The organism is Bacillus sp. FSL R5-0397, from assembly GCF_038593395.1.
Classification (GTDB): domain Bacteria; phylum Bacillota; class Bacilli; order Bacillales; family Bacillaceae; genus Bacillus; species Bacillus altitudinis.
The window spans coordinates 1530293-1549781 of record NZ_CP151992.1 but is presented as its reverse complement, the minus strand read 5'-3'; the positions used below and the strand labels follow the sequence as shown (position 1 = coordinate 1549781).

The window sequence follows — 19489 nt, the reverse complement described above, 5'->3', positions numbered from 1 at the left end:
AAATATTTATGAAATAACAGATTTCACTGGTGCAAATGATAACCGGTGGATAGGTGTGGCGCCATGTGTTTGAATGGCAGCCAGGTGCTCTTTCGTTCCATACCCTTTATTTTTTTCAAATTGATACTCAGGGTACTGGCGTCCATACTCTTCCATCATTTTGTCCCTTGTCACTTTGGCAATACATGCACCAGCTGCGATGGATGCGCTTTTAGCATCTCCTTTGATGATATTCTCCTGTTGAGTAGGAAGCGGGAGCGTCATCGCATCTATGAGTAGATAATCAGGTGTGTGAGTGAGCTGCTTTACAGCCTTCACCATCGCCAGTCTTGATGCTTCGTATATATTCATTTCGTCAATCGTTGCCGCATCAACAATGCCGATGCCGATGTCGAGTGCTTCCTTTTGAATGAGCTCATAATAGGTCATTCTTTTTTTCTCAGATAGCTGTTTTGAATCATTTAAACCGAGTAGGACGGTATCTTCTTTTAATATCACAGCTGCCGCAACAACTGGGCCAGCCAGTGGTCCTCTTCCTGCTTCATCTATGCCTGCGATACAATTGTATCCTTGCGCTCTTGCTTTGGTTTCAAATTGCAGCATTTGCTTCCATGCTGCATGCAGTTCTTGCTGTTTTTCTCTCTCTTTGTTCCATTTGTCCATCAGCTTATGGACACTTTTTCTTGTATCGTCTTTCAATAGTTCACGAATGTATGACTCGTCGTCAGCATGTTGTTCTATTAATTCTTTTATTTGTTTGACCGTGTACATTGGCTTTTCCGCAGCCTCCTTCTTTATATCGGCAGTTTTTCGCAAAAAATAAAGACCCGCATGAGCTGCGTGTCTTTTAGCTTTCAGGCTTCTCAAAAGTGAGGGGACCAAATTTTTCCGTTCGAATATCCCGAATAATGATTTCGGTCGTTTTGTCGTAATTAATGAATCCTCCACTCATCAGACAGCCGCGTTTTGTGCCAATGGCATCAAACAGCTCAACTGTATCTTCAGGTATTTCTGCTAAATCATAGCGTTTTTTTAACCGCTCTGGATAGTGCTCTTCTAAAAAGCGGAGCGCATACACTGCGACATCCTGCAAGTTGATGATTGAGTCTTTAATCGCTCCAGTGACGGCCAGCCTAAGACCTACTTGTTCATCTTCAAATTTCGGCCAGAGAATTCCGGGGGTATCGAGCAGTTCAAGTTCTTTTCCGACCTTCACCCATTGTTGTGACGTCGTAATACCAGGTCGATCTCCTGTTTTCGCAATATTTTTCTTTGCCAACCGATTGATCAGCGTTGATTTGCCGACATTGGGAATTCCGATAATCAAAGCTCGAATGGCACGCGGCTTAACACCTTTTGCTTTCATTCGATCGAACTTTTCTTTTAAGATTTCTTTTGATGTCGTAATGATTTGATTTAACCCTTGTCCATCGACAGAATTAATGGCAAGTGACCGTACACCTTGCGCTTCAAAGTGTGCCTGCCACTCTTTTGTCATACGAGGATCTGCTTTATCTGCTTTGTTCAAAAGCATAATTTTCGGTTTATTTTGGAGGATTTCTTCAATCATTGGGTTTCTAGAGGACATCGGAATTCTTGCATCGGTTAATTCAAATACGATGTCGATGAGCTTTAATTTTTCTGTGACTTCCCGTCTTGCTTTTGCCATATGGCCTGGAAACCATTGAATTGTCATATGTGCACCTTCTCTCTTCTAACGGTTGTCTCTATACATTGTACAAAAAAAGAGCCTGTTACAGGTAACAAGCTCTTTCTTTTGATATCATTATCGTCTGATTTCTTTGATACGAGCCGCTTTACCGCGAAGTTCACGTAGGTAGTAAAGTTTCGCACGACGTACCTTACCGTGACGTACAACTTCGATCTTAGCGATTTTTGGTGTGTGTACAGGGAATGTACGCTCAACGCCTACACCGTAAGAGATCTTACGAACTGTGAAAGTTTCGCTGATTCCACCACCACGACGCTTAATTACAACACCTTCAAAGATCTGGATACGCTCACGAGTACCCTCGACAACTTTCACGTGTACACGTAAAGTGTCACCAGGACGGAACGCAGGAAGATCAGTGCGTAATTGTTCTTTTGTGATTTCTTCAATCAATTGTTGCATCGTTTTCAACTCCTTCCAACAGATGCTCATGTCCTCTTTCTTCATTGCAGCGGAACATCGTTTTCAAACTTGAATCGGCAAGCCGTCCAAGTCACAAGTAGTATCATACCACACCTGTATACCTTGTGCAATACAATCTAGTCATTATGAAGCTGCCAAAGCCATCTTTTTTCTTCATCCGTTAATGTTTTGCAAGAATCGATCAAATCTGGCCGTCTTGTATAGGTTCGCTTCAACGATTCTTTACGCCGCCACTCTTCAATTTTGGCATGATTTCCAGAGAGAAGCACATCTGGTACTTTCAATCCTTTATAATCAGCTGGTCTTGTATAGTGCGGATGCTCAAGCAGACCTGTACTAAATGAATCTTCGATATGAGACGCTTCTTTTCCAAGCACATGAGGCAAAAGCCTGACCACACTGTCTGCAATCATCATCGCCGGCAGCTCTCCGCCTGTGAGAACGAAATCTCCGATTGAGATTTCATCTGTGACAAGATGCTCCCTGATGCGCTCATCGTAGCCTTCATAGTGGCCGCAAATGAACATAAGATGCTCTTCTTTTGCAAGCTCTTCTGCTTTCTTTTGTGTATATCTTTCTCCTTGAGGACAGACAAGAATAATGCGGGGCTTCTTGTTTGCTTTTTTCGTTAAATCTTCTACCGCATCAAATACAGGCTGTGCTTTCAGAACCATGCCAGCACCGCCGCCATACGGATAGTCATCCACTGTTTTATGTTTATGATCGGAATACTCCCTAAAATTCACGACATCAAATGAGACCGCATCTTTTTCCTGAGCTTTTTTTAAGATCGATGAGTGAAGCACTCCTTCAAACATTTCAGGAAACAGTGTTAAAAAGTCAATTTTCATTCGTCAATGAGTCCTTCCATCACTTCAATGTGTACTTTCTTGGATGAAATATCAACTGTTTTGACGACAGATGGAATATACGGGATGAGGGCATCTTTTTTGCCTTTTCTTCCAACCACCCATACATCATTTGCCCCTGGCGTTAAAACTTCTTTGATTTGACCAATCAGTTTGTCCTCTTCATCATATACTTCACAGCCGATGATTTCGTGGAAATAGAATTCCCCTTCATCTAATGAACCAAGATGTTCTTTTTCTACTTTTAAAATCGACTCTTTTAATTGCTCAGCTTCATTTAATGAACCGACTTCTTCAAATGTCAGTAAATCAAATTGTTTGTGCTGTCTATGTGATGCGACAGTCACTTTTAGCGGTTCTTTTTGATTTTGTTTGAAAATATAAAGGACGCTGCCTTTTTTGTAGCGTTCTTCTGGAAAATCAGTCTTTGACACAACACGTACTTCTCCGCGCACTCCATGTGTATTGACGATCTTTCCGACATTCAACCATTCTAGCTCCATGTTCTCAATCACCCCTGACGTATTTCCACAATGGTGCCGTCTTTCACGACGATGACATTGTCTTGCATTTTGTCATCCCATTTATCACCTATTTTTACTTCAATCAGCGCATCCACTTCTGTTTCTTTCATTTCACTGCCAAGAGGCAAGATATGCAGCTGCTCGACTTGAAAGTCAATTTGCCTCATTTTCTCTTGTCTTTTTTCAATGGCTTTTTGAAATTGAGGGATGGCTTCTTGCTGATGTGGTTCTTTTTCATGCTTTTTGAGTTGAAAATATAGTTGATTGCACTCACGTTCTAGTCTTTCTTTTTTCTCCAAAAAAGTCGTTAACAGTTTGTCCTTACTGCTTTCAGTTAATACTTGCATGACGGTGACATGTTGAATGATCTGCATCTTCCTTTTTGTCCCCCTATCCGAAGGCATTTGTCCTCTACAGTATAACGAAAAATAGATTTAAACGTGTAAAAAAAGGGGAGGTCCTAAGCCCTCTCCCTTTTTAGTCAGCAATCTCAAGTTGAACTTTCTTAGAAGACTCTGCACTTGCTGCAAACATGACTGTTCGTATCGCTTTAGCTGTACGTCCCTGCTTTCCGATCACTTTTCCGGTATCTTCAGCATTGACAGACAGTGTGTAAATGACCTGCTCATCTTTTTCTAATGAAGATACGTGAATATCTTCAGGGAAATCAACAAGTGGCTCGACGATGGACACAATCAATTCTTCCAAGGACAGCTCATTCATTATTTGCTGTTTTTCGCATTATGAAATTTTTCAAGAATTCCTTGGCTTGAGAAAAGGTTACGAACTGTATCAGATGGTTTCGCACCATTTTGAAGCCATTTAAGCGCTAATTCTTCGTTGATTTTCACCTCAGCTGGTGATACCACTGGGTTGTAAGTTCCAACTGTTTCGATGAAACGACCGTCACGTGGTGAACGAGAATCTGCTACAACAATACGATAGAAAGGAGATTTTTTTGCTCCCATACGTTTTAAACGAATTTTTACTGCCATTTTACTAGCACCTCCGAAAATATTTCAACAAGATAGTATATTAACAATGATAAAAGGGTTTGTAAAGTGTTTTTTCTTAACAACGGTTTTATCATGTATAACCAATTACATAAATGGTAATTTAAAGCCGCCTTTTTTCTTTCCTTTGGACATATTGGTCATTTGCTTCATCATCTTTTTCATTTCGTCAAATTGTTTTAAAAGGCGATTGACTTCCTGTACAGATGTTCCGCTTCCTTTTGCAATCCGTTTTCTTCGGCTTGCATTGATGACCTCTGGCTGTTCTTTTTCTTCAGTCGTCATTGATTTAATGATCGCTTCGATGTGATTGAGCTGCTTTTCGTCTACTTGGACGTTTTTGAGCCCTTTCATTTTACCGGCTCCCGGCATCATTTGGATCAGTTCATCAAGTGGACCCATGTTGCGAACCTGCCCAAGCTGCTCGAGGAAATCATCGAGCGTGAAGCTCATTGTCCGCATTTTTTGTTCAAGCTCTTTCGCTTTATCTTGGTCAACGTTTGCTTGTGCTTTTTCAATAAGCGTGAGCACATCTCCCATGCCAAGAATTCTCGATGCCATCCGCTCTGGATGGAATGGTTCAATTGCATCAAGCTTTTCACCTAGTGCGGCGAATTTAATCGGCGTATTTGTGACTGCACGAATTGACAATGCTGCCCCGCCTCGCGTATCACCGTCTAGTTTTGTCAGAACGACACCTGTTAAACCAAGCTGTTCATTAAAGCTTTTTGCGACATTGACAGCATCTTGACCAGTCATCGAGTCAACAACGAGGAAAATCTCTTCTGGATTTGCGACTTCTTTTACTTTCTGAAGTTCATCCATTAAGTCTTCATCAATATGAAGACGTCCTGCTGTATCTAAAATGACATAATCATGATGTTCTTCTTTCGCTTTTTCAATTGCCTGTTTGGCAATTTCGACAGGACTAACTTGATCACCTAATGAGAATACGGGCATATCAAGCTGTTTCCCAAGCGTTTGAAGCTGCTGGATCGCTGCTGGTCTGTAAATATCAGCGGCCACCATCATCGGCTTGCGATTATGTTTTTTGCGAAGTAAGTTGGCAAGCTTTCCAGTTGTGGTCGTTTTACCTGCCCCTTGAAGACCAACCATCATAATGACAGTTGGAGACTTTTTCGCTACAGCGATTTTACTCTCTTCCCCGCCCATTAATTCAGTGAGTTCTTCTTTTACAACTTTAATGACCTGTTGTCCTGGGGTAAGACTTTGCATGACCTCTTGTCCAACTGCCCGCTCGCTTACTTTTTTCACAAAGTCTTTGACTACTTTAAAATTGACGTCAGCTTCAAGAAGGGCAAGGCGCACCTCGCGCATCATTTCTTTTACATCTTGCTCTGACACTTTTCCTTTGCCGCGGATTTTTGAAATCGTCTGCTGCAGTCGGTCGGCTAATCCTTCAAATGCCATACTGTGCCGCCTCCTAATCTAATTTCTCAAGCGATTCAATTAAAGCTTCTGCTTCTTCCTTTTGCGCGGAATCTGCTACAAGCTCTCTCATTTTTGTGAGAAGTTCTTTACGCTCTTTAAATTTCTTAAACAAGAGCAGCTTTTCTTCATATTGTTCAAGCATCGCTTCAGTCCGTTTAATATTATCATAAACAGCCTGTCTTGATACTTCATATTCATCCGCAATTTCACCGAGGGAAAAATCGTCTAGGTAGTAAAGCGACATGTAGCTCTTTTGTTTTGCGGTCAACAACGATTGATAGAAATCAAACAAGTAGTTCATTCTCGTTGTCTTTTCAAGCGTCATGGGCTCTCTCCCCTTTGTTAAGTTCATTCCCTTTACAACAACTAAGTTTACACGGTTCTGATCTATGTGTCAAGTTTTTATCTTGTCACTTCCTGCGGCGATATTTAAATAAAAAAGCCGGCAGTTTTGCCGGCATTTTGATTAGTCTTCTTGATCAATCATGTCTGAGAATAATCCGTACACATACGATTCAGCATCGAACTCTTGCAGATCGTCTACTTTTTCACCTAATCCGACAAGTTTTACAGGGATGTTGAGCTCATTGCGAATGGCAAGAACAATCCCGCCTTTTGCAGTACCGTCAAGCTTTGTTAAAGCGATACCTGTCACGTTTGTCGCTTTAGAAAATTCCTTCGCTTGCGCCATCGCATTTTGACCCGTTGTCGCATCAAGGGCAAGCAGTACTTCGTGCGGTGCATCGGGCACTTCGCGTTCAATGACTCTCTTGACCTTCTCTAGCTCTTTCATCAAGTTGACTTTGTTTTGCAGTCTGCCTGCTGTATCACAGATCAAGACATCTGCTTTTTTGGCTTTAGCTGATTGAACGGCATCATAGATGACCGCTGCCGGGTCAGAGCCTGCTGTTTGTTTAACGACAGGAACACCAGAGCGCTCGCCCCATACTTCAAGCTGCTCAATCGCCCCCGCACGGAACGTATCACCTGCTGCTAAAATGACGGATTTCCCTTCATTTTTTAGCTTGTTTGCCAGCTTACCAATGGTTGTGGTTTTACCGACACCGTTCACGCCTACGAATAAAATAATGTTTAAACGGCCGTCTTCAATGTTCAGTTCAGAAATTTGTTCCTCACCGCTATTGTAAATCTCCACGAGTTTTTCAGAGATGACTGCTTGTACTTCACTTGGGTCTTGAATGTTTCTTAATTTCACTTCTTTTTTCAGCTCATCAATCAGTTCCATCACAGTCGTGAAACCAACATCCGCACCGATTAACACTTCTTCTAGTTCTTCAAAAAAGTCTTCATCCACTTTACGATAGCGAGAAATGAGTTCATTTACTTTTCCCTGAAATGAATTTCTCGTTTTTTCAAGTCCATCTTTAAACTTTTCTGATACTGAATCGGTTTGCTGCGTAAATTTTTCTTTTAATTTCTTAAAAAAGCTCATGGGTTCAAAAACCTCCTTTAATTACTGGACAAGCTCTTTCGTTTCCTCTAGTTTGACAGATACCAGTTTTGAGACACCTGACTCCTGCATCGTGACACCGTACAGAACATCTGCTTCTTCCATGGTTCCTTTTCGGTGTGTAATCACAATGAACTGTGTTTCTTGGCTGTATTTCTTTAAATACTGAGCAAAGCGGAACACATTCGCTTCATCAAGCGCCGCTTCTACCTCATCTAGCACACAGAATGGTACTGGTCTCACTTTTAAGATCGAGAATAATAAAGCGATGGCTGTTAATGCTCTTTCTCCGCCTGAAAGTAGGCTTAGATTTTGCAGCTTTTTCCCCGGCGGCTGCGCCACAATATCGACACCTGAGTTTAGTAAATCGTTTGGATCTGTCAACTTAAGGTCTGCTCTTCCTCCGCCAAATAATGCTTGGAAAACAGATTCAAAATGCCCGCGGATTTGAGAGAATGTCTCAGAGAAACGTTTCGTCATCTCCTGATCCATTTCTTCAATGACTTGGAATAACGTATTTTTCGCTTCTGTCAGATCATTGCGCTGTTCAGTTAAGAAGAGAAAACGTTCATTCACACGTTCATACTCGTCAATGCTGCCTAAGTTCACTGTTCCAAGCTCTTCAATGGCTAGTTTGATCAATTTCACGCGTTTTCTTGCTTCATCCGGCGATAGCGTCAAATGATACATTTCTTTTGCTCCTTCAAACGAAAGGGCATACTCTTCGTTTAAATAGGCGATGAGGTTATCAAGTTCAACTTCCATGCGGCCAAGCTTGATTTCTTCATCTTTTAAGCTTGTCGTGAGCTGTTTATACAGGCGTTTTTGCTCCTTCAGTTCACGTTCAGCGAATTCTAATGTTTCAGAAAGAGCCAGGCGCTGTTTGCGTCGCTCTGAGATAAGCGCTGTCGTTTTGTTTTTATGTTCCAGTTTCTCTTTTGCCGCTTCTTCCAGTTGTTCGGCGCCGCTTGAGCTGGATGACATTTCACTTGTTAAGAGGGACAAATCTTCTTTTGTTTCCGTCAGCGTCTTTTCAGCCTCTTCTAATTCAGCCGTTAAGCTCGACAGTTTTTCTTGTTCATTTGCTAAAGACTGCTCTTTTTTGGCAAGCGAGATTTTCAGCTCTGTTAATTCGGAAGAAATGGTTTCTTTCGTTGAGCTTTGGGTCTGCTTCCGTTTTGTTAACGTGTTGATCTCTTCGTCAAGAGAGGTCAGTTTCTCACCTATAGATGTTTCAAGGGCTGCCTGCTCTTTATCCTTGCTCGCAAGTTCGCTAGAGCGCTGCTGCAACTCTTCTTTTTCTTGATCATAGAGCTCTAGATGAGCGTTAATATTTTTTTCAGCTACTTGCAGTTCATATAATGTCCCTTTTAACTCTTGCTGCTTTTCTCGAAGCATTTCGCCGCGCTGACGCAATTCATTTAATTGGACTTCGCTTTCGGCAATCGATTGCTTCGTTTCTTTTGTTTCTTTTTCAAGGATCGTTGTTTTTTCTTCCATTTCAACGAGCTGCTTTGTTAATGTTTCAATCTCTCGGTTTCTGGAGAGGAGGGAATTGTTCTTTTTCTTTACGCCTCCCCCAGTCATTGAACCGCCTGGGTTGACGACGTCCCCATCAAGGGTCACGATACGATAACGATGTCCAAGCATTTTCGCTAGCTCGTTGGCACCTTTTAAGTCTTTCACGATTAGGACTGTTCCAAGCAAATTCCGAATGACTTTTTCATACTTTTCGTCAAAGGAAACGAGCTGACTCGCTACGCCGATAAATGCGTCATGCTGCTCAGCTGTTTGAATATCTCTGAACTGAATGGTTCGTTCTTTGATGACGTTCATCGGCAGGAAGGTCGCACGCCCAAAGGAATGCTGCTTTAAGTATCCAATGGCCTGTCTGGCAGCCGCTTCATTTTCAGTAACGACATGCTGCGTGGCTGCGCCAAGTGCAATTTCAATCGCTGTTTCATGTTGCTGCTCTGTTTGAATCAGCTCTGCAATCGCCCCGTGAATACCACCTAACCGATCCTTTGCCTTTAAAACCTCTTTCACTCCTTGGAAAAATCCTGAGAAGTCTTCCTGCATGGATTCAAGCATTTCTTTTTTAGATTTTGCCTGCTGTACATATTGATAGGCTTGGTAAAGTGCCGTTTCTTTTTTCTCGTATTGACGTTTCATCTGCTCTAGCTTTTGTTCCGCTTCTCTAAAGCGTTTCACCTGAGCCAAAATGTCTTCTTCTCGTTCTGAAAGTTGCTTCTCGGCTTCTGTTTTCTTTTCCTTCACAGATACCCGTTCTTCGATATGTTTCTGATTATTTTGCGTTAACCGCTCTAGCTGCAAGGCTGCTTGGCGCTGCTGTTCTTCTAGTAATTTACGTTCGTTTCGGATAGAAGCTTGCTCGTTTAATAGGTCAAAATAATCGCTTTTCAGCTGTTCAATTTGCCCTTCCACATCTTCACTATGAAGAGACAGCTGATGCTGTTTTGTTTTCACTTCATCTTTTAGCTGCTGCACTTCTGTTTGCAGGCTGTCACGTGTGACTTTCTGCTGTTCAATCTTTTCCGTTAACAACGCCTGTTTTTCGGTTAAACGCACGAGCGTATCTTCTAGCTGACCTTGGTTAGCGGCCGCATTTTTTTTCCGTTCTTTTAGAACTTCTTTTTTCCCTTCAAGCTTTTCTAGTTCTTCACTTGTGAAAAGGAGGAATTCTTGGAGGTCATGAATCGAATCGTCAAGCGCCTGAATACGGTCTCTCGATTCTTCGATTTTGGCTTCCTTCGCTTGAATGTCTGTGGACTGCTTCGTTTCATCTTGTTTGAACCGCTCGACAGCTTCACCAAGTGTTGTCCATTTTTTGTGCAGTGCTTCAATATCATGGACGGTGAGAGCAATTTCTACATTTTCAAGTTCTTCTTTCTTTTGCAAATAGTCTTTTGCAATAGATGCCTGCATTCTTAGTGGTTCTACTTGATCTTCTAGTTCATGCAGAATATCTTCTACCCGGTTTAAGTTGTCCTGCGTTTCAAACAGTTTATTCTCGGCTTTTTTCTTTCTTGTTTTATATTTCAGGACACCAGCTGCTTCTTCAAAGATGCTACGTCTTTCTTCAGCTTTACTCGATAGAATCTCTTCTACCTTACCTTGGCTGATGATCGAAAAAGCTTCTTTTCCAAGACCTGAATCCATGAAAAGATCAATAATATCCTTTAAGCGGACAGATTGATTGTTAATGAGAAATTCACTTTCTCCAGAACGATAGACTCTTCTTGTCACACTGACTTCGTGAAAATCGATCGGCAAAAAGTGATCTTCGTTATCGAGCGTTAATGTCACTTCTGCTAAGTTGACTCGTTTTCTTGAGTCACTTCCTGCAAAAATGATGTCTTCCATTTTTCCTCCGCGGAGGCTTTTTGCTGATTGCTCTCCAAGTACCCAGCGGATCGCATCAGTAATATTACTTTTGCCGCTTCCGTTTGGTCCAACAACAGCTGTAACCCCTTTGACAAAGTCTACAGTCACCCGCTGTGCGAAAGATTTGAATCCTATCACGTCTAAACGTTTGAGGAACATGAGAGTGATCCTCCTTATGTATTTAAAGTACTATTATCTTACCATATGAACTGAAAAAAGATGATGGAAAACAGAGTGAAATCCCCCTGAATCACGAGGGGGATTTTATTGGTTCATATGATGTTTCTGTAATTTAGCAAGTGCTTCCTGTGCAGCATGCTGTTCCGCTTCTTTTTTTGAACGGCCATTCCCAATTCCGAGCACTTCTCCTCTAAGGGATACATTGGCTTCAAATTCTCGGTTATGTGCTGGGCCTTTTTCATGCAGGATTCGGTATTCAAGTACACCTTTTCCATCTCGCTGAACAAATTCTTGAAGCTGGCTTTTAAAGTCCATGACATGTGAGAATGCCCCGTCATTAATTTTTGGGTACACATAGGCTTCAAGGAATCGTTCAACAGGCTCAAGTCCTTGATCTAAATAAAGCGCTCCGATAAACGCCTCAAATACGTCTGCTAAGAGTGCCGGACGCTTTCTGCCGCCTGTCATTTCTTCCCCTTTTCCTAAAAGAACAAGGTCTCCGAAGGACAGCTCATGTGCTAATGACACAAGTGATGGCTCACATACGATCGCCGCTCTCAGTTTTGTTAAATCTCCCTCGCTCATGGCTGGATACTTTGCAAATAAGAACTGTGAGATCGTCAATTCTAAAACAGCGTCCCCTAAAAATTCAAGTCTTTCATTATCCTCATAAGGTTTTTTCCGATGCTCATTCACATAAGAGGAATGTGTAAAGGCTTGATAGAGTAGTTTTTCATTTTTAAAGTGTACAGAAATGCGCTGCTGAAATTCTCTGAATTGCTCTAGTTTTTTGCTCTGTTTCTGTTTGTCTTTATAGTGTTTTGGCATAGCAACCTCCAGGTAGGCGTCATCGCCTTTAAGGATACTGATTATATGGAGTCTCTCTTTCTACATGCAAGGAAACCGTGCTCCTTAGCATCTGAAAAAGGCTGACAATTGATCAGCTGAATATGTTGAAACTAACATAAATTTTCAAAGTCCCGCCATGAAAATAGACGGGACTTTGTTACGCTTATTGCTGGCTATTTATGTAGTTCACAGCGTCACCGACTGTTGCAATTTTTTCAGCATCTTCGTCAGAAATTTCCATATCGAACTCATCTTCAAGTTCCATAACTAGCTCAACTACATCAAGGGAATCAGCGCCTAAATCTTCTTTAAATGAAGCTTCCATTTTCACGTCAGCCTCATCAACGCCAAGGCGGTCTACAATAATTTTTGATACACGCTCTAATACGTCTGCCATTGCCTTTCACCTCCCCTCAAAGTATTATAGTTGATTCGTTTTTAAAAAACTAGAGAAAACGTAACGAAATTTTGATATTTCTTAGGACATAACCATTCCGCCATCCACTTGGATGGTTTGGCCTGTAATATAACCTGCTCCTTCTGAAGCTAAAAAGACAACAACGTTGCTTATATCTTCAGGCGCACCAAAGCGTGCGAGCGGGATTTGCTTTAGCATTTCTGTTTGAACATTCTCATCAAGCTTGTCAGTCATATCAGTAGAAATAAAGCCTGGTGCTACGGCATTGACTGTAATATGACGGCTTGCCAGCTCTTTCGCTGTTGTTTTCGTTAAACCGATCACACCAGCTTTTGCTGCAACGTAGTTTGCTTGTCCAGGGTTTCCGCAAACGCCGACAACAGATGCTACATTGATGATTCTTCCGCTGCGCTGTTTCATCATTTGACGTGTCACAGCTTTTGTACAGTTGAAGACACCTTTTAAGTTTATGTTAATGACATCATCCCATTCATTTTCTTTCATTCTCATGAGCAGGTTGTCCTTTGTAATTCCAGCATTATTCACAAGAATGTCGATTGAACCAAATGTATCAACGGCTTGTTTCATTAATGCCTGTACTTCTTCTGCATTTGACACATCCGCTTTGACAGCAAAAGCCTGCTGGCCAAGTGCTTTGATCTCATCTACGACTTCATTTGCTTTTGCTTCGTTGCCTGAATAGTTCACCACAACATTGGCACCTTTTTTCGCCAAATCGATCGCAATCGAACGACCAATACCGCGAGATGCACCTGTGACAACGGCTGTTTTATTTGTAAGCATCAAGAATCCCCCTTGAGTGTTTGAATGGCTGCTTCAATTGTTTCTTGATCTGATACGGAAATGGTCGTCAGGCGGCGATTGACTTTTTTCACAAGACCTGAGAGCACTTTACCAGGACCAATTTCAATAAATGTTGTCACACCTAAGTCAATCAGGCGTTCTACACTTTCTTCAAATCGAACAGGAGAATACAATTGTTCAATCAGCTTCGTTTCAATTTCATTACGTGATGTCACGATGTCTGCTGTTACGTTTGAAATGACTGGCGTCGCGGCATCAGAAATGTCTAATTTAGATAATACATCTGTGAATTTTTCAGCTGCTGGTTTCATTAATGCAGAATGGAAAGGTCCACTCACTTCAAGTGGAATTGCGCGTTTTGCGCCCTTTTCTTTCGCTTTCTCTGATGCAAGTTCCACACCTTTTGCTGTACCAGAGATGACGATTTGGCCCGGACAGTTTAAGTTCGCAAGTTCTACAAGATGACCGCTTTCTGTCACTTCTTTTGTCACTTCTACAAGCGCTGCTTGGTCTAAGCCAAGAATCGCCGCCATTGCGCCTTCTCCTGCTGGAACGGCTTCATTCATTAATTCGCCGCGCTTTCTCACTGCGAAAACGGCATCTTTAAACGAAAGAGCTCCCGCTGCAACAAGGGCTGTATATTCACCCAGGCTGTGCCCTGCTGCATAATCTGCTTTGATTCCGCTCTCTTCAAATTTCTTTAAGATCGCGATGCTTGTCGTTAAAAGAGCTGGCTGTGCATTATATGTCAGCGTCAGTTCTTCTGCATCTCCTTCAAAAATCATTGAAGATAAATCAAAACCAAGGGTCTGATCTGCTTCTTCAAACACAGCTTTAGATGCTGCTTCTTGGTCAAATAAATCTTTTCCCATGCCAATTTTTTGAGAGCCTTGGCCTGGGAATAAAAAAGCAATTTTACTCATGCTGCTCTACCTCCATTACGACTCATTCGTGTCTTCTTTTTGAACTTCTTGATGAATGATAGCTGAAACGTCTTTTTTAACGATGTCGCGCGCCTGACGAATGGCATGAAAAATCGCATTTTCATCAGAGGAACCATGCGCTTTAATAACGGGTGCTTTTAAACCAAATAATGCGGCACCACCATATTCGGAGTAATCCATTTTAGATTTCATCTGCATTAATTTTGGCTTCATCATACCTGCTGCTATTTTAGCTGTGAAGCTGGATGTTAAGGTTTCTTTCAGCATTTTAAAAACAGAAAGGGCTGTGCCTTCGATCGTTTTAAGGGCGATATTCCCCGTGAAACCATCTGTGACAACGACATCAGCTACACCCTCTAATAAATCACGCGATTCTACATTTCCTACGAAATTCAAATCTGATGCTTTTAATAATTCAAAGGTTTTTTTCGTTAAATCGTTGCCTTTTTTATCTTCTGTCCCGACATTTAAAAGTCCAACCCGTGGATTGCTCTTCGGGAAGACATGCTCTGCGTAAATAGATCCCATCATGGCATATTGCACAAGATGCTCTGGCTTTGCATCAACGTTTGCGCCGACATCCAATAATAAGAACCCGCTGCCATCAAGTGTTGGCAACGTCGGAGCAAGTGCTGGTCTGTCAATGCCATCAATTCTGCCTACGATAAACAGGCCTGCTGTCATGAGTGCCCCAGTATTTCCAGCTGAAATACAGGCATCTGCTCTTCCTTCTGAAACTTCCTGCGCCATTTTCACCATAGAAGAATCCTTTTTACGTCTCACTGCACGCACTGGTTCATCCGTTGGTTCAATGACTTCTTTTGCATCTAAGATCGTGATGCGTTCATGATTTGTTATGTATGATTTGATCTTGCTTTCATCGCCGACTAGTGTAATCTCGATATCTGAAAATGCTTCTAAGCTTTTTTGCACACCGTCAATAATGGCTTTAGGGGCATGATCTCCCCCCATTGCATCGACTGCAATTCTCATGTTATGTGCCACCTTTTACTTTTGTTTTGAGCGATACATGACGAAATCGCCTGAGAAGACAACTTCCTCACCTACATAGCTGTTTACTTCAACTACGGTTCTGCCTTTTTCTTTATCATGTGAGGCAACTTTGGCTTTTGAGACGACTCTTTCGCCTTGTTTGACCTGCCTTGTAAACTTAATATTTGCTTTTGCTGTCAAAGCCAGTTCATCGTCGATGACGGCTACTGCCAGCGAATTTGCCTGGGCAAAAAGATGATGTCCCCTGGCAATTTGGTTACGGCTGAATACATGCTCTTTTCTTACTTCAAAAATGGAAATCGCTTGATCATCAAGCTCTACATCAATCATCTCTCCAATGACTTCATCCAGCGGAAGAGACTTCACTTCATCCTCTAATGTCTTTTCGGCCACGTGCTTAATTCGTTCGCGTAATTCAGGGATTGACAGCTCCAAACGGTCAAGTCGAACTGTTTGAATGCTTACACCGAACTTACTTGCCAATTCTTCATCAGTAATGAACGGAGTCGAGCTGATCGTTTGCTGGAGAAGCTTTTGTCGTTCTTTTTTATTTAGTTTCATATGCAGACACCATCCGTACATTTATGACTAGGTACTAATAGTAGTATATAATCTCATAGATGATAAATCAATCCTTGTTTCAAAAAGACAAGAAAATTCCTCCAGCACTTGATCAGCTCAATTTATCTCCGCCAAGCACACCGCTGTCTACGAGTGTTTGCCTAAGTTCTTTGTATTCAGGGTCTGTCCAAAAGGCTTCAGACTGCACGAGCTCTGCCGCATCTTTTCTAGCGGTTTCAAGCGCTCTATAGTCATGAACCATGTCTGCCACTTTAAATTCAGGCATTCCGCTTTGTTTTTTGCCAAAGAAGTCGCCAGGGCCTCTTAGTTCTAAGTCCTTTTCAGACAGTTCAAAGCCATCCGTTGTTTCAGACATGATCCGCATGCGCTCTTTACCGGTCTCTGATTTAGGGTCCGCCATTAAAATACAAAAAGATTGATGCTCTCCGCGTCCGACCCGGCCTCTTAACTGATGAAGCTGTGACAGTCCAAAGCGGTCCGCATCATAAATGACCATGATGGTCGCATTTGGCACGTTGACTCCAACTTCAACAACTGTCGTTGACACAAGGATTTGCACTTCATTGGAAGTGAAATCTCTCATCACTTGATCTTTTTCATCACTTGCAAGTTTCCCATGCATTAAGCCGATCGACCATTTTCCGCGATACGCCTCTGTCAGCATGCTGTGAACATCAATCGCATTTTGGACATCCAGTTTGTCTGATTCTTCTATAAGTGGACAAATAATATACGCTTGTCTGCCTTTTCTCAGCTCTTTATCAACAAAAGCAAGAATCCGCTCAAGCATGTCATGCTTCACCCAATACGTTTCAATCTGCTTTCGGCCGGCTGGCAGCTCATCAATGACAGAGACGTCCATTTCTCCAAATACTGTGATGGCAAGCGTTCTTGGAATCGGCGTTGCGGTCATAAACAACACATCTGGGTCCTGCCCTTTGCTTCGCAGTTTTTTCCGCTGTTCCACGCCGAACCTATGCTGTTCATCTGTAATAACAAGACCAAGCTGCTGAAATTCCACTTCATCCTGGATAAGGGCATGCGTGCCGACTAAAATATCAATATCTCCCTCTTTCAGACGTTCAAGCAGTTCTCTGCGGCGCTTTCCTTTCACTGAACTCGTCAAAAGAGCAATATTTAGCCCCCATTTTTCAAATAGCTGATACAGTGAATCGGCATGCTGTTCAGCCAAAATTTCAGTTGGCACCATCAGCGCACCTTGAAAGCCGGATAAATGAGCGGCATAAAGGGCAATTGCCGCTACAGCTGTTTTCCCCGATCCAACATCCCCTTGAAGAAGCCGGTTCATTCGGTACGGGGATGCCATATCTGACATAATTTCATCCAGCACTCTTGATTGTGCTTTTGTCAGTGGGAACGGCAGGCTATGAACAAACTCAAAGACCGCCTCTTTTGAGAACGGATGCTGGATGCCTGATGTTTTTTCTCGTTCTTTTTTTCTGATCGCCTGCATCTTCAGTTGAAAGATGAGAAATTCCTCGTACACGAAGCGTCGTCTTGCTTGCTTGAGCGAGTCTCTCGTTTCAGGGAGATGAATGGTTTTTAGTGCTTCTTGATAAGACATGAGTTTATAAGCAGCTACAAGCTGCTTTGGCAGTGGATCTTCTGCATGATCTACATAGAGTGACAACGCTTGTTTTACAAATCGTCTCATCATCTTCACGGTTACATTTTCTTTGACTGAATAAACAGGTTCTATACTGCCATCTTGTTCGTGTGTTCCTTTTTTAAATTCCTGAACCATCATGGATTGCCGGTTTTTATCCCACTTCCCTGTGACGGATACCGTATCGCCTAAAACAAGACTTCGTTTTAAATAAGGGCGATTGAAGCATATGGCTGTAATCAAAAAACGACCGACAAGCAGCCTGAATGTCAGCCTGCTTCGTTTTTTTCCATAATAGGTGAGAACGGGCTCACTGTGCACTTTTCCTTCAACTGTGACACGTTCGTCATGCCTGACTTCTTCTAAGTTGCGAAGCTCATAGTCGTCATATCGATAAGGGAAGTAGCCGAGTAAATCGGCTACTGTGTAGATTCCAAGTTCATTTAGTGTTTTTTCTGTTTCTTCTCCAATCCCTTTCAAGGCAGAGATCTTATCTTGCAATTTCTGTATCACGAGATGAGGTCACACCTCCGAAAATCTTCTTTTCAAGCTCCCTAGCTGTCGGTGTTGCAGCAAGTCCGCCTTGTGCAGTCTCACGAAGAGCGGTTGGCATCGTTTGACCAATTTTGTACATCGCATCAATGACTTCATCACAAGGGATGCGGCTTGTAATGCCGGCAAGTGCCATATCTGCTGCAATCATCGCATTAGAAGCGCCCATTGCGTTTCGTTTCACACATGGCACTTCCACAAGTCCTGCGACTGGATCGCAAACAAGACCTAGCATATTTTTTAGGGTGATGGCCATGGCTTCAGCGGATTGCTGCGGCGTACCGCCTGCCATTTCTACAATGGCTGCTGCTGCCATACCTGATGCAGATCCTACTTCTGCCTGACAGCCGCCTGCTGCACCAGAGATACTTGCGTTATTGGCGACAACAAAACCAAATGCACCAGATGTAAATAGGAATCTGACCATTTGTTCCTTTGTTGGCTTTAATGTTTCTTTCACCGCAAAGAGCGTTCCTGGCACAACACCTGCTGAGCCAGCTGTAGGCGTTGCACAGATCGTTCCCATTGCTGCGTTCACTTCATTTGTTGCCACTGCCTTACTGACAGCATCTAAAATGGTATGACCAGACAATGTTTTGCCTGATGCGATATATGCTTGAAGTTTCACCGCATCCCCGCCTGTTAAACCAGATAATGATTTCACACCTTTCAGTCCGTTTTCAACGGCCTGTTCCATCACTTCTAGGTTGCGGTACATCTGCGAGAAAATGTCTTCACGTGACTTCCCTGTCACTTCCATTTCTTGAGTAATCATAATTTCTGAAATGGAGGTATTCCGTTCTTCTGTTAGCTGCACGAGTTCTTTGACGTTTTTAAACATCATACATAACCTCCTTGTTGTTACTCTGCAATTTGTGTGACTTGAATAATGTTTGGCAGCGTCTCAAGCTCTGTTAAAACCGCTGGATCAATATTCTGATCCACTTCAATCGTCATGAGTGCTTCTTGCCCGACCTCTTTACGTGCCACTTCCATATGACCAATGTTGATGGCGAATTTCGCTAACACATTGGCAACTGCTGCAATCGTCCCGTAACGGTCGTTATGAACCACAAGAATGGCCGGGTGATTCCCTGAGAGTCTCAGTTCAAAGCCATTTAATTCTGTGATTTCAATTTTACCTCCGCCAATGGAAATCCCGATTAATTCAAGGCTTCCATTCGCATCTGAAATTTCTACTTTTGCTGTATTCGGATGCGCTGGCACCGCATCTTCTTCTTTAAACTCAATGTCGATTTCTTTGCTTTTTGCAATATCGATCGCTGTTTTAATTCGTTCATCAAATGTATCAAAGTCAAGAACACCGCCGATAATGGCTACATCTGTCCCGTGTCCTTTATACGTATCTTTAAAAGAGCCATAAAACGAAACAGTAATTCGTTTCGGTTCTCTTCCGAACAAGCTGCGAGCCACTCTTCCAATACGAGCCGCACCCGCCGTGTGCGAACTTGATGGACCAATCATGACGGGTCCAATAATATCAAACACACTTCTAAATTTCATAGGTCTTCCCCTCTCATCACCAATCACAGATTGGTTTGTTACTCCCTTTAGACTAATGGATTCATTCGATTCCCGCAACTCATTT

The 19489-nt window shown here is 42.5% G+C and carries 21 protein-coding genes; all 21 read right to left on the bottom strand.

Annotated elements, in window-relative coordinates; translation table 11 throughout:
• Positions 1 to 6: 6 nt before the first annotated feature.
• Positions 7 to 771: a ribonuclease HII gene (locus NSQ70_RS07835; RefSeq protein WP_342502535.1), complete on the bottom strand. Its 765-nt coding sequence runs from the start codon at positions 769 to 771 to the stop codon at positions 7 to 9.
• A gap of 76 nt (positions 772 to 847) precedes the next feature.
• Positions 848 to 1696, bottom strand: a complete 849-nt coding sequence (ylqF, locus tag NSQ70_RS07830) for a ribosome biogenesis GTPase YlqF (protein WP_007499632.1) — start codon at positions 1694 to 1696, stop codon at positions 848 to 850.
• 90 nt (positions 1697 to 1786) lie between these two features.
• Positions 1787 to 2134 (bottom strand): 50S ribosomal protein L19, encoded by a 348-nt coding sequence (rplS, locus tag NSQ70_RS07825; RefSeq protein WP_008344834.1) that lies wholly within the window; start codon positions 2132 to 2134, stop codon positions 1787 to 1789.
• A gap of 137 nt (positions 2135 to 2271) precedes the next feature.
• Positions 2272 to 3006 (bottom strand): tRNA (guanosine(37)-N1)-methyltransferase TrmD, encoded by a 735-nt coding sequence (trmD, locus tag NSQ70_RS07820; protein ID WP_007499635.1) that lies wholly within the window; start codon positions 3004 to 3006, stop codon positions 2272 to 2274.
• Positions 3003 to 3527, bottom strand: a complete 525-nt coding sequence (gene rimM / locus NSQ70_RS07815) for a ribosome maturation factor RimM (protein WP_008344836.1) — start codon at positions 3525 to 3527, stop codon at positions 3003 to 3005. Before rimM ends, trmD begins: the two co-directional genes overlap by 4 nt.
• Before the next feature lie 8 nt (positions 3528 to 3535).
• Positions 3536 to 3922 (bottom strand): YlqD family protein, encoded by a 387-nt coding sequence (locus NSQ70_RS07810; RefSeq protein ID WP_008344839.1) that lies wholly within the window; start codon positions 3920 to 3922, stop codon positions 3536 to 3538.
• Between the two features lie 103 nt (positions 3923 to 4025).
• Positions 4026 to 4271, bottom strand: a complete 246-nt coding sequence (locus NSQ70_RS07805) for a KH domain-containing protein (protein ID WP_012009937.1) — start codon at positions 4269 to 4271, stop codon at positions 4026 to 4028.
• Entirely contained in the window at positions 4271 to 4543 is a 273-nt protein-coding gene (gene rpsP, locus NSQ70_RS07800; protein ID WP_008344841.1) for a 30S ribosomal protein S16, read from the bottom strand. The genes NSQ70_RS07805 and rpsP overlap by 1 nt, the downstream gene beginning before the upstream one ends.
• A 105-nt stretch (positions 4544 to 4648) precedes the next feature.
• A complete protein-coding gene (ffh, locus tag NSQ70_RS07795) occupies positions 4649 to 5992 on the bottom strand; it encodes a signal recognition particle protein (protein WP_008344842.1) in 1344 nt (447 codons plus the stop codon).
• A 13-nt stretch (positions 5993 to 6005) separates the two neighbouring features.
• On the bottom strand, positions 6006 to 6338 hold the full coding sequence (locus NSQ70_RS07790) for a putative DNA-binding protein (RefSeq protein ID WP_008344844.1): 333 nt from the start codon (positions 6336 to 6338) through the stop codon (positions 6006 to 6008).
• A gap of 141 nt (positions 6339 to 6479) precedes the next feature.
• The gene (gene ftsY / locus NSQ70_RS07785) at positions 6480 to 7466 is read right to left on the bottom strand and encodes a signal recognition particle-docking protein FtsY (RefSeq protein WP_017359097.1); all 987 of its coding nucleotides are present in this window, start codon (positions 7464 to 7466) and stop codon (positions 6480 to 6482) included.
• A gap of 21 nt (positions 7467 to 7487) precedes the next feature.
• Positions 7488 to 11048: a chromosome segregation protein SMC gene (gene smc, locus NSQ70_RS07780; RefSeq protein WP_203144320.1), complete on the bottom strand. Its 3561-nt coding sequence runs from the start codon at positions 11046 to 11048 to the stop codon at positions 7488 to 7490.
• Positions 11049 to 11153: 105 nt separating this feature from the next.
• Complete coding sequence (gene rnc, locus NSQ70_RS07775) at positions 11154 to 11897, bottom strand: ribonuclease III (RefSeq protein WP_017367233.1); 744 nt, start codon at positions 11895 to 11897, stop codon at positions 11154 to 11156.
• A 184-nt stretch (positions 11898 to 12081) separates the two neighbouring features.
• On the bottom strand, positions 12082 to 12315 hold the full coding sequence (gene acpP, locus NSQ70_RS07770) for an acyl carrier protein (RefSeq protein ID WP_003212028.1): 234 nt from the start codon (positions 12313 to 12315) through the stop codon (positions 12082 to 12084).
• Positions 12316 to 12396: 81 nt separating this feature from the next.
• Complete coding sequence (gene fabG / locus NSQ70_RS07765) at positions 12397 to 13140, bottom strand: 3-oxoacyl-[acyl-carrier-protein] reductase (protein ID WP_008344855.1); 744 nt, start codon at positions 13138 to 13140, stop codon at positions 12397 to 12399.
• Positions 13140 to 14084, bottom strand: coding sequence for an ACP S-malonyltransferase (gene fabD, locus NSQ70_RS07760; protein WP_046343522.1), 945 nt, complete (start codon positions 14082 to 14084; stop codon positions 13140 to 13142). Before fabD ends, fabG begins: the two co-directional genes overlap by 1 nt.
• Positions 14085 to 14099: 15 nt before the next feature.
• On the bottom strand, positions 14100 to 15098 hold the full coding sequence (gene plsX, locus NSQ70_RS07755; protein ID WP_017359101.1) for a phosphate acyltransferase PlsX: 999 nt from the start codon (positions 15096 to 15098) through the stop codon (positions 14100 to 14102).
• Positions 15099 to 15113: 15 nt separating this feature from the next.
• Positions 15114 to 15680 carry a transcription factor FapR gene (gene fapR / locus NSQ70_RS07750; protein WP_017359102.1) on the bottom strand — a complete coding sequence of 189 codons (567 nt, stop codon included), beginning with the start codon at positions 15678 to 15680 and terminating at the stop codon, positions 15114 to 15116.
• Between the two features lie 112 nt (positions 15681 to 15792).
• Positions 15793 to 17841: an ATP-dependent DNA helicase RecG gene (recG, locus tag NSQ70_RS07745; RefSeq protein WP_024720343.1), complete on the bottom strand. Its 2049-nt coding sequence runs from the start codon at positions 17839 to 17841 to the stop codon at positions 15793 to 15795.
• A complete protein-coding gene (sdaAA, locus tag NSQ70_RS07740) occupies positions 17819 to 18721 on the bottom strand; it encodes an L-serine ammonia-lyase, iron-sulfur-dependent, subunit alpha (RefSeq protein ID WP_024720342.1) in 903 nt (300 codons plus the stop codon). Before sdaAA ends, recG begins: the two co-directional genes overlap by 23 nt.
• Before the next feature lie 20 nt (positions 18722 to 18741).
• Positions 18742 to 19404, bottom strand: a complete 663-nt coding sequence (sdaAB, locus tag NSQ70_RS07735; RefSeq protein WP_017367229.1) for an L-serine ammonia-lyase, iron-sulfur-dependent subunit beta — start codon at positions 19402 to 19404, stop codon at positions 18742 to 18744.
• Positions 19405 to 19489 lie beyond the last annotated feature (85 nt).

Bases quoted from the DNA above. Each gene is read 5' to 3' on its own strand.
- NSQ70_RS07835 (WP_342502535.1), bottom strand. From the start codon at position 771: ATGTACACGGTCAAACAAATAAAAGAATTAATAGAACAACATGCTGAC.
- ylqF (WP_007499632.1), bottom strand. From the start codon at position 1,696: ATGACAATTCAATGGTTTCCAGGCCATATGGCAAAAGCAAGACGGGAA.
- rplS (WP_008344834.1), bottom strand. From the start codon at position 2,134: ATGCAACAATTGATTGAAGAAATCACAAAAGAACAATTACGCACTGAT.
- trmD (WP_007499635.1), bottom strand. From the start codon at position 3,006: ATGAAAATTGACTTTTTAACACTGTTTCCTGAAATGTTTGAAGGAGTG.
- rimM (WP_008344836.1), bottom strand. From the start codon at position 3,527: ATGGAGCTAGAATGGTTGAATGTCGGAAAGATCGTCAATACACATGGA.
- NSQ70_RS07810 (WP_008344839.1), bottom strand. From the start codon at position 3,922: ATGCAGATCATTCAACATGTCACCGTCATGCAAGTATTAACTGAAAGC.
- NSQ70_RS07805 (WP_012009937.1), bottom strand. From the start codon at position 4,271: ATGAATGAGCTGTCCTTGGAAGAATTGATTGTGTCCATCGTCGAGCCA.
- rpsP (WP_008344841.1), bottom strand. From the start codon at position 4,543: ATGGCAGTAAAAATTCGTTTAAAACGTATGGGAGCAAAAAAATCTCCT.
- ffh (WP_008344842.1), bottom strand. From the start codon at position 5,992: ATGGCATTTGAAGGATTAGCCGACCGACTGCAGCAGACGATTTCAAAA.
- NSQ70_RS07790 (WP_008344844.1), bottom strand. From the start codon at position 6,338: ATGACGCTTGAAAAGACAACGAGAATGAACTACTTGTTTGATTTCTAT.
- ftsY (WP_017359097.1), bottom strand. From the start codon at position 7,466: ATGAGCTTTTTTAAGAAATTAAAAGAAAAATTTACGCAGCAAACCGAT.
- smc (WP_203144320.1), bottom strand. From the start codon at position 11,048: ATGTTCCTCAAACGTTTAGACGTGATAGGATTCAAATCTTTCGCACAG.
- rnc (WP_017367233.1), bottom strand. From the start codon at position 11,897: ATGCCAAAACACTATAAAGACAAACAGAAACAGAGCAAAAAACTAGAG.
- acpP (WP_003212028.1), bottom strand. From the start codon at position 12,315: ATGGCAGACGTATTAGAGCGTGTATCAAAAATTATTGTAGACCGCCTT.
- fabG (WP_008344855.1), bottom strand. From the start codon at position 13,140: ATGCTTACAAATAAAACAGCCGTTGTCACAGGTGCATCTCGCGGTATT.
- fabD (WP_046343522.1), bottom strand. From the start codon at position 14,084: ATGAGTAAAATTGCTTTTTTATTCCCAGGCCAAGGCTCTCAAAAAATT.
- plsX (WP_017359101.1), bottom strand. From the start codon at position 15,098: ATGAGAATTGCAGTCGATGCAATGGGGGGAGATCATGCCCCTAAAGCC.
- fapR (WP_017359102.1), bottom strand. From the start codon at position 15,680: ATGAAACTAAATAAAAAAGAACGACAAAAGCTTCTCCAGCAAACGATC.
- sdaAA (WP_024720342.1), bottom strand. From the start codon at position 18,721: ATGTTTAAAAACGTCAAAGAACTCGTGCAGCTAACAGAAGAACGGAAT.
- sdaAB (WP_017367229.1), bottom strand. From the start codon at position 19,404: ATGAAATTTAGAAGTGTGTTTGATATTATTGGACCCGTCATGATTGGT.